10 protein-coding genes and 1 riboswitch are annotated in these 12,071 nt (G+C 74.5%); of the genes, 8 read left to right on the plus strand and 2 right to left on the minus strand.

Going from position 1 to position 12,071, the window contains the following annotated elements; genetic code table 11:
• Positions 1-279 precede the first annotated feature (279 nt).
• Together F6X68_RS23990 and aspS are read left to right on the plus strand one after the other, a co-directional pair.
• Positions 280-1,050: a hypothetical protein gene (locus F6X68_RS23990; protein ID WP_151456402.1), complete on the plus strand. Its 771-nt coding sequence runs from the start codon at positions 280-282 to the stop codon at positions 1,048-1,050.
• Between the two features lie 121 nt (positions 1,051-1,171).
• Positions 1,172-2,977 (plus strand): aspartate--tRNA ligase, encoded by a 1,806-nt coding sequence (gene aspS, locus F6X68_RS23995; RefSeq protein WP_151456403.1) that lies wholly within the window; start codon positions 1,172-1,174, stop codon positions 2,975-2,977.
• Between the two features lie 99 nt (positions 2,978-3,076).
• Here aspS and F6X68_RS24000 read toward each other — a convergent pair whose 3' ends face one another.
• Positions 3,077-3,664, minus strand: coding sequence for a carbonic anhydrase (locus tag F6X68_RS24000; protein WP_151456404.1), 588 nt, complete (start codon positions 3,662-3,664; stop codon positions 3,077-3,079).
• 147 nt (positions 3,665-3,811) lie between these two features.
• On the opposite strand from F6X68_RS24000, the gene F6X68_RS24005 reads away from it, so the two are divergent.
• From F6X68_RS24005 to F6X68_RS24020, 4 genes are all read left to right on the plus strand, one after another.
• The gene (locus F6X68_RS24005) at positions 3,812-4,780 is read left to right on the plus strand and encodes an alpha/beta fold hydrolase (protein ID WP_225852391.1); all 969 of its coding nucleotides are present in this window, start codon (positions 3,812-3,814) and stop codon (positions 4,778-4,780) included.
• Positions 4,781-4,979: 199 nt separating this feature from the next.
• Complete coding sequence (locus F6X68_RS24010) at positions 4,980-7,097, plus strand: AAA family ATPase (RefSeq protein ID WP_151456405.1); 2,118 nt, start codon at positions 4,980-4,982, stop codon at positions 7,095-7,097.
• A 76-nt stretch (positions 7,098-7,173) separates the two neighbouring features.
• Positions 7,174-8,091, plus strand: a complete 918-nt coding sequence (locus tag F6X68_RS24015; RefSeq protein ID WP_151456406.1) for a cation diffusion facilitator family transporter — start codon at positions 7,174-7,176, stop codon at positions 8,089-8,091.
• Positions 8,092-8,244: 153 nt separating this feature from the next.
• A riboswitch (cyclic di-AMP (ydaO/yuaA leader) is annotated at positions 8,245-8,376 on the plus strand.
• Between the two features lie 13 nt (positions 8,377-8,389).
• Positions 8,390-9,475, plus strand: coding sequence for a hypothetical protein (locus tag F6X68_RS24020; protein WP_192581521.1), 1,086 nt, complete (start codon positions 8,390-8,392; stop codon positions 9,473-9,475).
• Between the two features lie 76 nt (positions 9,476-9,551).
• Here F6X68_RS24020 and F6X68_RS24025 read toward each other — a convergent pair whose 3' ends face one another.
• The gene (locus F6X68_RS24025) at positions 9,552-10,019 is read right to left on the minus strand and encodes an SRPBCC family protein (protein ID WP_151456408.1); all 468 of its coding nucleotides are present in this window, start codon (positions 10,017-10,019) and stop codon (positions 9,552-9,554) included.
• 178 nt (positions 10,020-10,197) lie between these two features.
• Here F6X68_RS24025 and F6X68_RS24030 point away from each other — a divergent pair, with 178 nt between their 5' ends.
• Positions 10,198-11,175, plus strand: coding sequence for a 1-phosphofructokinase family hexose kinase (locus F6X68_RS24030; RefSeq protein WP_192581522.1), 978 nt, complete (start codon positions 10,198-10,200; stop codon positions 11,173-11,175).
• Positions 11,172-11,996: a 5'/3'-nucleotidase SurE gene (gene surE / locus F6X68_RS24035; protein WP_151456409.1), complete on the plus strand. Its 825-nt coding sequence runs from the start codon at positions 11,172-11,174 to the stop codon at positions 11,994-11,996. The genes F6X68_RS24030 and surE overlap by 4 nt, the downstream gene beginning before the upstream one ends.
• Positions 11,997-12,071 lie beyond the last annotated feature (75 nt).

Consider the following 12,071-nt stretch of genomic DNA (forward strand, 5'->3'; position numbering starts at 1 on the left):
GATCGCCGCACCGGTCTTCTCGCCGGGCGTCAGACCGCGTCGGCGGCGGGGGGAGTCCGTGCCGGTCGACGGCTCGGTCATGGGGGGCTCACCTGCACAAGATCGATGGGGGCGGTTCATTATCCCGGCTCGGCGGTGACGCCGCGTCCCCAACGGGTGACGGGTTGCTGACAGCGATCTTGCTCGATTTCTGGGATAAATGCGCCCCGTGCCCGGCGGTTGCCCCGGCAACAGGCATGGGCGGCGGCTGTACGGCCACCCGACGTGAGGAGCCACGAGATGACCTCGGACCAGCAGGGCGCCCCGCTGCCGCCGCCTCCCGGCCCGGGCGGCTCGGCCGCGCCGAAGCCGCGCGGTGGCAGCCGCTGGCCCCAGGTTGCCGTCGGGGCCGCCGCACTGGCCGTCCTGCTCGGTCTGCTCGCCACGGTGCTGTCGCTGCGGGCGCTCGACCAGGCCAACGACGCCCGGGACATCGCCCGGGCGGCCGGCGCGGGCCGGGTGGACGAGCGGCCGGGCTCCGGCGAGCCGGCGGGAACGTCGACCGCGCCGGCGCCGGCGACGACCGGGGCGGAACCGCCGCCACCGGAGCCGAGCCTCAGCGGGAGCGCCGAACCCACCCTCGACCCGCGGGCCCCGGTCAAGGAGAAGTACGTCGACGAGCGCCTCACGCTGCGGGCCAGTTGCGGCAGCGACCTGGATATCGACCTGGACAAGCCCGAGGTGCGGGTCAGCAACGGCGAGGAGCTCCGGTTCACCGCCCGCTGCGGCGGCGACTCGTCGTACTTCAACCTGGCCAGCAGGGCGAGGGGCGCCCAGGTCGACGCCGCGACGCTCAGCGCCGCCGACTGCGACGACCGGATCGCGAAGGGTGCCATCGGCACGGACATCAACGTTCCCGCCCGCAAGGGCGTGGTGTTGTGCGTCCGGACCTCCCTGAGCGACGCCCGGGAGCGCGGCGACACCTGGAAGATGGCGCTGGTGCAGGTCACCGACGTCAACGACGACGGGACGGTGGTGCTGACCGCGCACGCCTGGGACATCGGGCTGTAGCGGGGGACGGATCTGCGTCGCCGGCCGAACCCCGCCTCCCCCTCACCCCGCAACGGGGGGCGGGGGAGGGCTGACAGAATGCCAGGGGTAACGCTGTACCGCAGATGAGGAGACGCGAGTCGTGATCCGTACCCATGACGCCGGCAGCCTGCGCGCGACGGACGCCGGCACCACGGTGACGCTCGCCGGGTGGGTGGCCCGCCGGCGCGACCACGGCGGCGTGATCTTCGTCGACCTGCGCGACGGGTCCGGCGTGGTCCAGGTGGTGTTCCGCGAGGAGGACGCGCACGCGCTGCGCAACGAGTTCTGCGTCCGCGTGACCGGCGAGGTGACCCGCCGCCCCGAGGGCAACGAGAACCCGGAGCTGCCGACCGGCGAGATCGAGGTGACCGCCGCCGAGCTGGAGGTGCTCTCCGAGGCGGCGCCGCTGCCCCTGCCCGTCGACGACCAGGTCGAGGCCGGCGACGACATCCGGCTGCGTTACCGCTACCTCGACCTGCGCCGCAGCGGCCCGGCGAAGGCGATGCGGCTGCGCTCGCGCGCCAACCAGCTCGCCCGCACGGTGCTGCACGAGCGGGACTTCCTGGAGATCGAGACGCCGACGCTGACCCGGTCCACCCCGGAGGGCGCCCGCGACTTCCTGGTGCCGGTGCGCCTTCAGCCCGGCAGCTGGTACGCGCTGCCGCAGTCGCCGCAGCTGTTCAAGCAGCTGCTGATGGTCGGCGGCATGGAGCGGTACTACCAGATCGCCCGCTGCTACCGCGACGAGGACTTCCGCGCCGACCGGCAGCCGGAGTTCACCCAGCTCGACATCGAGATGTCCTTCGTCACCGAGGACGACGTCATCGACCTCGGCGAGGCGATCGTCTCGGCGCTCTGGAAGGACCTGGCCGGCCACGAGATCCTCCGGCCGATCCCGCGCATCACCTGGCACGACGCGATGGCCCGCTACGGTTCCGACAAGCCCGACCTGCGCTACGGCGTCGAGCTGACCGAGCTGACCGACTACCTGCGCGGCACCGAGTTCCGGGTCTTCGCCGGCGCGATCGACGCGGGCGGCTACGTCGGCGCGGTCGTCATGCCCGGCGGCGCGTCGCAGAGCCGCAAGGAACTCGACGGCTGGCAGGACTGGGCCAAGGCGCGCGGCGCGCGCGGCCTCGCGTACGTGGTGCTCGACGCCGAGACCGGCGAGGCGCGCGGGCCGGTGGCGAAGAACCTCTCCGCCGAGCACCTGGGCGGGCTCGCCGACGCGGTCGGCGCGAAGCCGGGCGACGCGGTCTTCTTCGCCGCCAGCACGAACACCCGCGAGGCGCAGGAGCTGCTCGGCGCGGCCCGGATCGAGATCGCCAAGCGGGCCGGCCTGGTCGACGAGAGCGCCTGGGCGTTCTGCTGGGTGGTCGACGCGCCCATGTTCGAGCGCACGGACGACGGCGGCTGGACGGCCGTGCACCACCCGTTCACCTCGCCGAACGCCGAGTGGGTCGACCGGTTCGAGGAGGCGCCGGACCGGGCGCTGGCGTACGCGTACGACATCGTCTGCAACGGCAACGAGATCGGTGGCGGCTCGATCCGTATCCACCGGGGCGACGTGCAGAAGCGGGTCTTCGAGCTGCTCGGCATCACCCCCGAGGAGGCGCAGGACAAGTTCGGCTTCCTGCTGGAGGCGTTCAAGTACGGCGCTCCGCCGCACGGCGGCATCGCCTTCGGCTGGGACCGGGTCTGCATGCTGCTCGCCGGGGCGGACTCGATCCGCGAGGTCATCGCCTTCCCGAAGACCCGGGGCGGCTTCGACCCGCTGACCGGCGCGCCCACGCCGATCACCGGCCAGCAGCGCACCGAGGCCGGCATCGACGCCAAGCCGAAGCCGCAGGCCGCCCCGCACACCGGCACGGCCGGCCCGGCCGCCCCGGTGGTCGACCCCACCTGACCCACCCACCGCCGACCTCCTTGGGTTGATCATGAAGTTGTTGCGCTCCGCCCCGGCGTGTCGCGACAACAACTTCATGATCAACGGGGTGGGGGGCTTCTACGGCTCCAGCAGGGTCACCTCGCCGGTGGTCAGGTCGTAGAGGGCGCCGACCACCGTCAGGCGGCCGGCGGCAACCGGGACGGCGAGCCGGTCGTCGGCGCGCAGGGCGGCGACCGTACGGAGCACGTGCCGGCGGACCGCCATCGGGTGCACCCGGGGGTCGTCGACGCCCACCTCGGTCACCGCCGGGGCGATCTGGTCGACGAGGTGGGCCAGCGCGCCGCCCGGCGACCGCCCGCCACGCAACGCGTCCACGGCGGAGGCCACCGCGCCGCACCGCTCGTGCCCGAGCACCATCACCAGCGGCACGCCCAGCTCACCGACCACGTACTCGATGGAGCCGAGCACCGCCCGGTCCAGTACGTGCCCACCGGTGCGGATCACGCAGATCGAGCCGAAGGTCTGGTCGAAGATCGCCTCCAGCGGCACTCGCGAGTCGATGCAGCCGAGCAGGACCGCGTACGGCTGCTGGTCGCCCGAGGCCGCCGCGGCGGCGGTGACGTCGTGGCCGTGCACCGGCTGGCCACTGACGAAGCGGCGGTTGCCGGCGAGCAGCTCGGCCAGCGCGGCCCGGGGCGACCCCATGCCCTCAGCTTGGCGGGCCCGCCGGCCGCCCGGAGCGCGTTGCGAACCTTCTCACCGACACGGTTGCCGTGGTCTCATGACGGGTAGCCGGTGTTACCACCGGGTATCCCCGGTGTTGCGGTTCCGTGCGGCCCTGGGGAGGTGACGATGCCGGAGCACGTCGAGGTACGTCTTCCCGACGACGTACGCCTGCACGTCGAGGCGGTTGGACCGGCCGACGCCGAGGTCACCGTCGTGCTGCTGCACGGCTGGACGCTGGACGGGCGGGCCTGGCACCGGCAGCTCGCCGACCTGCGGCAACGCTTCGGCGACGCGGTGCGGGTGGTGACCTACGACGCCCGCGGCCACGGCCGGTCGAGTTGCATGGCGCTGCCCACCGCCACCGTGGCCCAGCTCGGCGACGACCTCGCCGCGGTGCTGGACGAGGTGGCTCCAGCCGGCCGTGTCGTGCTGGTCGGCCACTCGATGGGCGGCATGACGATCATGGAGTACGCGCACCGCCACCCCGCGCACTTCGCCGCCCGGACGGCCGGGCTGGTCTTCGTCTCCACCACCGCCGAGGGCCACACGCACACCGCGTACGGCCTCTCGCCCCGGATCGCCCGGCTGATCCGGCTCGCCGAGACCACCGGGGCCGGCGTGCTGGCCCGGTGCGGGGCCTGGCGACCGCCCCGGGCGCTGCTGCGCGCGCTGCGTCCCAGCATCCGCTGGATGCTCTTCGGCGACCGCTGCGACCCGCACGACATCCGCCTGGTCACCTCGGCGGTGGCCCGCGCCACCCTCCGCTCGATCGGCGGGTTCCGCGCGTCCATCGGGGCGCAGCACCGGCTGGACACCCTCGCCGGGCTGGCCCACCTGCCGGCCGCCGCCCTGGTCGGCGACCGGGACCGGCTCACCCCGCCGCCCTGCGCCGAGTCGATCGCCGGCGCGCTGCCGGCGACCGAGCTGACCGTCTGCCCGGGTGCCGGACACATGCTGATGATGGAACGCCCCGACGAGGTCAACGCGGCGCTCGGCGGCGTGCTCCGTCGCGTGCTCACCGCCCCCGGGGCCGGTGCCACCGCCGCCGCCCGGGCGGACTGGACCGGGCCCGGCGGAGAGCCCGGCACGGGCTGAACCGGGCCCGGCGGAGAGCGCGACGCTGACTGGACCGGGCCCGGCGGAGAGCGCGACGCGGCCCATGCGGGCGTGACGCGGGTTCCTTTCCCGCACCGGTGGCGCCGCTGGTTGCGTGCGGGCCGTACCCTCTTGCGGTTGGCCTGGCGCGGTTCGCACGGTTCGCGCCGCCCGCCGCCGACGTCAGGAGGAGCGAGCGGTGACCGACCAGACCACCCTGGAACAGGAGATCGCCGTCGAGCAGCGGCATCTCGACCGGGTGTACGCCCGACTGGCCGAGCTGCGCCGGTCGGCGGTCAGCGCCGAGAAGGAGGGCTACCGGCTCGCCCGGGTGGGCAACTTCGGGGCGCTGGTCGAACGGGACGCGATGGTGTTCCACGCCGCACGGCGGCGGCACATGCTGGACGCCGAGCACGAGGGCCTGGTCTTCGGCCGGCTGGACCTGCTGGACCGGCAGGTGCTGCACGTCGGGCGGCTCGGCATCCGCGACGACGACGCCTCCACCCTGGTGGTCGACTGGCGGGCCCCGGCCGCCGCCGCCTTCTACCAGGCCACCCCCGCGCAGCCGCTGGGCGTGGTGCGGCGACGCACGATCCAGTCCTCCGCCGAGCGGGTCACCCGGATCGAGGACGACCTGCTCGATCCGGTCGCCGCGCCCGCCGACATGGCGGTGGTCGGCGACGGCGCGCTGCTGGCCACGCTGTCGAAGGCCACCGGCAGGGGCATGCGGGACATCGTCGCCACCATCCAGCGGGAGCAGGACGAGGCCATCCGCTCCCCCGGCTCGGGCGTGACGATCGTGTCCGGCGGTCCGGGCACCGGGAAGACGGCCGTCGCCCTGCACCGGGCCGCGTACCTGCTCTATTCCGACCGCAGCCGGTTCGCCGGCGGCGGCATCCTGGTGGTGGGCCCGTCCTCGGTCTTCGTCGAGTACATCGCCTCGGTGCTGCCCTCGCTCGGCGAGGACACCGCCACCCTGCACTCGCTGGGCACACTCTTCGCGGGCCTGACCGCCACCCGCACCGATCCGCCGGCGGTGGCGGCGGTGAAGGGTTCGCTGCGGATGCGGCGGGTGCTGGAGCGGGCGGCCCGGGACGCGGTGCCGGGCGGCCCGACCGAGCTGCGCCTGCTCTACCGGGGCGAGCTGCTCCGGCTGGAGCGCCGCGAGCTGGACGGCATCCGGGACCGGGCGATGCCCCGGGGCGCCCGCCGCAACGAGGTGCGCCGGGCCGGCTTCGACGGGGTCTTCGCGGCGCTGTGGGCGCAGGCCCGCAGGTTGGGCGTGGGCCGGCTGCCCGAGCAACGCGCGTTCGAGGACGAGATCGCCGAGCGGCCGGAGTTCCGGGAGTTCCTGAAGGCGTGGTGGCCCCGGCTGCACCCCCGGCACGTGCTGGGCTGGCTGGCCCGTCCGGACCGGCTGCACCGCTACGCCGAGGGGATCCTCTCCCGCGCCGAGATCCGGCTGCTGACCGACGCGTACCGCAGCCTCGACGCCGCCGGGCTGACGATCGCCGACATCGCGCTGCTCGACGAGCTGGACGCGCTGCTCGGCAAGCCGATGAAGCCCGCCCGGGCGAAGCGGGACCCGTTCCAGCTGGCCGGCGGGGTCCGCGAGCTGAGCACCTTCGCCGACCGGCAGCGCGCCGCCCGCGAGGCGGCGCGGGAACGCCCGGACGACTACCGGGAGTACGCGCACGTGGTGGTCGACGAGTCGCAGGACGTCTCGCCGATGCAGTGGCGCATGATCGGCCGGCGGGGCCGGCTGGCCTCGTGGACGGTGGTGGGCGATCCGGCGCAGACGGCGTGGACGGGGGATCCCGAGGAGCTGAACCGGGCCCGGGACCAGGCGTTGGGCCGGCGCAAGCGGCACCACTTCACCCTCACCACGAACTACCGCAACTCGGCGGAGATCTTCGCGGTGGCGGCGGCCGAGATCCGCCGGCTGCACCCGGACCTGCCGCTGCCCCGGGCGGTGCGCTCCACCGGCGTCGACCCGGTCGCGCTGTCGGTGCCGCCGGCGGAGCTGGAGAGCGCCGTCGTGGCGGCGGCCGACGCGCTGCTCGCCGAGGTCGAGGGCACGGTCGGGGTGATCACGCCGGTGCCGCGCCGCGACGAGGTGGCCGGCTGGCTGGGCGGGCTCGGCACGCCGCGTTTGCAGGTGGTGACCAGCCTGGAGGCCAAGGGCATGGAGTACGACGGGGTCGTCCTCGTCGCTCCGGGCGAGATCCGGGCCGACCCGGGGTCGGGGGTGCGGACGCTCTACGTGGCGCTGTCCCGGGCCACCCAGCGGCTGACCACCGTCGACCCGATCGGCTGAGCCGCCGTTACTTGCATACATAGCGATGTGAGCATAGATTGAACGCGAATCCGGACGCCTGACGGAGGGTGGGCGCGTGGGCGCAGGTCATGACCACCATCACGGGTCGGTGGCGAATGCCGCGCACCGCCACCGGGGCCGACTCTGGGCGGCGTTCGGGCTGCTCGCCGGCCTCATGGTGGTGGAGGCGGTGGCGGCCTTCCGCACGGGGTCGCTGGCCCTGCTGAGCGACGCCGGGCACATGTTCACCGACGTGCTCGGCATCGGCATGGCGCTCGCGGCGATCGCCGCCACCCGGCGGGCGGGCGCCGACCCGCAGCGCACCTTCGGCCTCTACCGGCTGGAGGTGCTGGCCGCACTGGCCAACGCCATGCTGCTCTCCGGCGTCGCGGTCTACGTCGTGATCGAGGCGGTGCGCCGCTTCGGCGACCCGCCGGAGGTGCTGGCCGGCCCGATGCTGGTGGTCGCCGTGCTCGGCCTGCTCGCCAACATCGGCGCCTTCGCGCTGCTGCGCTCCGGGGCGAAGGAGAGCATCAACGTCCACGGCGCGTACCTGGAGGTGCTCGGCGACCTGCTGGGGTCACTCGGCGTGATCGGGGCCGCGCTGCTGATCGCCACCACCGGCTGGTGGTGGGCGGACCCGCTGGTGGCGGTCGCGATCGGGGTGTTCATCCTGCCGCGCACCTGGCGGCTCGGGCGGGCCGCGCTGCGCATCCTGGTGCAGGCCGCGCCGGAGCACCTCCAGGTGACCGCGGTGCACGACCGGCTGGCCGCCGTGCCCGGCGTCGCCGAGGTGCACGACCTGCACGTCTGGACGCTCACCTCCGGCATGGAGGTGGCCTCGGCGCACCTGACCATGGCACCCGGCGCGGAGGTCGGCGCGGTGCTGGGCGCCGCCCGGGCCGCGCTGCACGACGACTTCCACATCGAGCACGCCACGTTGCAGATCGAGCCCGGAGCGTCGCGCGGGGCCTGCGGGTCGGTTGAGTGGTAATGAGGACAACCTTAAATCTGGGAGAGTATTGTGCGCTTATGCCGGATTTGACTGCTAGTGGACGTACACCCTCCGTCACCTGCGCTGCATCAGTCACACCGGCACCGGTAGGCTCGGCTTCGGCCTCCGCCAGGCGGCACCCACCGGTGCCGGCGGTGGCCGCCGCCTAATCGCCCGGCGGGGCGAACCGGGGAACCATGTTCGTGGGGTGCATCCGCGTCAGCGGTAGGGATCTTCCGTCCCGAACCCGTCAGCTAACCCGGTCGGCGGCTGACGGAAGGACACGTGAATGCCAGTGATGGCACCTGTACGACGACCTGCCGCCCGGACGGCGGCCCTGATCGCCACGATGCTCGCCCTCGGCGCCGCGGTGGCCCCGGTCACCGCCGCCCCGGCGGCGGCCGCCACCCGGGCCGGCCTGCTCGCCGCGGCCCCCGGCCAGGACGAGGAGGGCGGCACCCCCGCCCTGCGGGCCCAGTTGGAGGCCGCCAGCAAGGGCTACCTCGACGCCAAGCGCGCCCTCGACACGTCGGCCAAGCGGCAACAGCAGCTCGCCGCGCAGCTCAAGACCACCGAGGTCGAGCTGGCCGCGCACACCGCCAAGGTCGGCGAGATCGCGGGGGCGGCCTACCGCACCGGCCGGCTCAGCGTGGCGTCCGCCCTGCTCAACAGCAGCTCGCCGGACGGCTTCATGGACCGCGCCGCCGCCCTCGACGCGGTGGCCGCCAAGGAGGACCGGGCCCTGCGCGAACTCCAGGAGACCCGAGACCAGGCCACCCGCACCAAGCTCGCCCTGGACGGCGAGATCCGGGAGCAGCGCAAGCAGGTCACCGTGATGGCCAAGCGCAAGGAGCAGGCCGAGCGGGCGTTGACGGTCGCCAACCGCGAGCAGCAGCAACAGCGGCAGCAGTCCACGGGGGCGGGCACCTCGCCGGGCGGCACCTCCAGCAAGACGGCGAAGGCGGCCCCGCGCAACTCCGACGGCTCCTGGCCGCGCGAGTCGTGCAGCGTCAACGACCCCACCCCCGCCAACGGCTGCATCACCCCGCGCACCCTGCACGCGCTCAACCAGGCCAAGGCGGCGGGCTTCACCCGCTACGTCTCCTGCTACCGCCCCGGCGGCTCGGGCGAACACCCGAAGGGCCGGGCCTGCGACTTCGCGGCCCAGAAGGGCGGCTTCGGCGGCGACGCCACCGGCGGCGACCGGACGTACGGCAACAACCTGTCGGCGTACTTCGTGCGCAACGCCGACCGGCTCGCCGTGCTCTACGTGATCTGGTACAGGCAGATCTGGCTGCCCAGCAGCGGATGGAAGTCGTACAGCGGGGCCAACGGCGACCCGTCCAGCGACCACACCAACCACGTGCACCTGTCGGTCTACTGACGCCCGCGCCCCGGTGCCCCGCCCGTCGCGGGTCACCGGGGGCGCGACGGCCACCACGGCCGGGACCGTCCGGCGGTCAGTCGGCCGGCGACCCGGGCGGGCTCGTGTCGAGGGCCGTGGCGAGGCGGGCGGCCAGCCCGAGGTGGGCGGCGCGGGTCTGGCGGAACGCGTAGCCGAAGAGCGGCGCGGGCGCGGCGAGGGTGATCTCGACCTCGATGCGGACCACGCCGTCGGGCTCCGCCCGCAGCCGGGTGTGGTTGCGCACCGTGGTGGCAGGCCACTGCCGGGCCACGGTGACGATCTCGTCGGCATCGTCGACGAGGACGTCGGCCCGGTAGGTGATCGGCAGGCGCACCGGCCCGGCGGCCAGTCGATCGGTGATGTCGTAGCTGGCCCGCGCGCCAGGACGGGGCGGCACCCGGCGGACCCGGACGATCAGCGGGTGCAGGTCCTCCTGCCGGGTGGGGTCGGCGAGCAGCGCCGCGGCGTCCGGGAGGGAGCAGCGCGCCTGGACGGTGTAGCTGAAGGAACTTCGCCTGAGCACGCCGTCTCCCCAGCGTCGGTGGTCGCCCGATCGTCGCGCATGCCGGGCGCCCTGGCAACGCCGCGCCGATCCCGCCCGGAGTCCGGACGCCCGGCCGCCGACCACACTACGGTCAGCTGGTGGATGGTCACGGCACGTGTCGACCGGCGGAGGATGGGCGCATGAACGGGTACGACGGATGAGCGGGCACGTGATGGTCTTCGCGCCCACGCCCCGGCTGACGGTGACCGTCGACCAGCCCAGCGAGGCGCCGGAGCTGCACCTGCACCCCGGCGGGCAGGGCGTCTGGCAGGCCCGGATGGTGATGTCGCTCGGGGTCGACGTGGTGCTCTGCGCCGCCCTCGGCGGCGAGATCGGCCAGGTGCTGGAGCCGCTGCTGGTCAGCGAGGGGGTGCACCTGAAGGTGGTGGTCCGCGACTCCGGCAGCGGCGGGTACGTGCACGATCGGCGCGAGGGCTCCCGGCAGGAGATCGTGGACGTGCCCGGCCAGCCGCTCAGCCGGCACGAGCTGGACGAGCTCTACAACCTGGCGCTCGGCGAGGGGCTGCGCGCCTCGGTCAGCGTGCTGAGCGGGCCGAACGAGCCGTCCCTGGTCCCGGCCGACCTCTACCGGCGGTTCGCCGCCGACCTGGGGGCCAACGGCAGCCGGGTGGTGGTCGACCTCTGCGGCGAGCACCTCGACGCCGTGCTGGACAGCGGCGTCTTCTTCCTCAAGGTCAGCCACGAGGAGCTGATCGCCGACGGCCGCGCCGACGGCGAGGACGAGGAGCAGCTCACCCGGGCCCTGTACGACCTGCACGCCGGCGGCGCCGAGAACGTGGTGGTGAGCCGGGCCGACAAGCCCGCCCTCGCCCTGGTCGACGGCGAGGTCTTCGAGGTCGAGATGCCCCGGCTGGAGGCGGCCGACCCGCGCGGGGCCGGCGACTCGATGACCGCCGGGGTGGCGGCCGTGGTGGCGCGCGGCGGCGACGTGCGCACCGCGATCCGTACCGGCGCGGCAGCCGGCGCGCTGAACGTGACCCGGCACGGCCTGGGCACCGGCCGGCTCGACTCGATCACCGGCCTGGTCGACCGGGTGCGTCTCGTACCGGCCGGCAGCCGGCCGCAGGAGCGGACCAGCCCCGACGAGCTGGCCGAACGGGCGGCCGAGCGATGACGCTGCGGGTACTGGTCACCAACGACGACGGCATCGCCGCGCCCGGCATCCAGGCGCTGGCGCGGGCGGCGGCGGACCGGGGCCTGGACGTGGTCGTCGCCGCGCCGCTGGAGGAGGCGAGCGGCACCAGCGCCGCGATGACCGCCGTGGAGCGCGACGGGCGCGTGGTGGTCCACGAGCACCCGCTGCCGGAGGTGCCGGGGGTGCCGGCGTTCGCGGTCGGCGGCTCCCCCGGCTTCATCGCGCTGATCGCCGTGCACGGCGCCTTCGGGCCGCCGCCGGCGGTGGTGCTGTCCGGCATCAACCGGGGCGCGAACGCGGGACGCGCGGTGCTGCACTCGGGCACGGTGGGTGCGGCCTTCACCGCCGCCGCGAACGGCTGCCGGGCGATGGCCGTCTCGCTCGACGTGCTCTCGGCCGGGGAGGCCACGGCTGCCAGCGGGGGTGCCGCGGTGGCCGCCGCCGCCCGGGTACGCGACGCCGAGCGGCACTGGCCGACCGCCGCCCGGGTCGCCCTGGACCTGCTGCCCCGGCTCACCGCCGGGCCGGTGGAGAGCGTGCTCAACGTGAACGCTCCGGACCTGCCGCACGGCCGGCTGCGCGGGGTGCGCCGGGGCACGCTGGCCACCTTCGGCCAGGTGCAGATGACGGTGGCGGAGGCCGGGCACGGCTTCGTCCGCACGTCGCTGGAGGAGCCGGGGCAGGCCGTGCAGCCCGGCACCGACCTGGCGCTGCTGGCCGAGGGGTACGCCTCGGTGACGGCGATCCGCGCGGTCACCGAGGTGGCGGACGTCGACCTGTCGGGCCTCGGCGGCACCTGAGCGGCCCGCCTCCGACCTTACGGCCGGAGCGGAACCGTCGACGACGGCGGGGGCGGGGTCAGGCGCCCGGGAGGA

It is taken from the genome of Micromonospora sp. AMSO12t (genome assembly GCF_008806585.1).
Lineage (GTDB): Bacteria > Actinomycetota > Actinomycetes > Mycobacteriales > Micromonosporaceae > Micromonospora > Micromonospora reichwaldensis.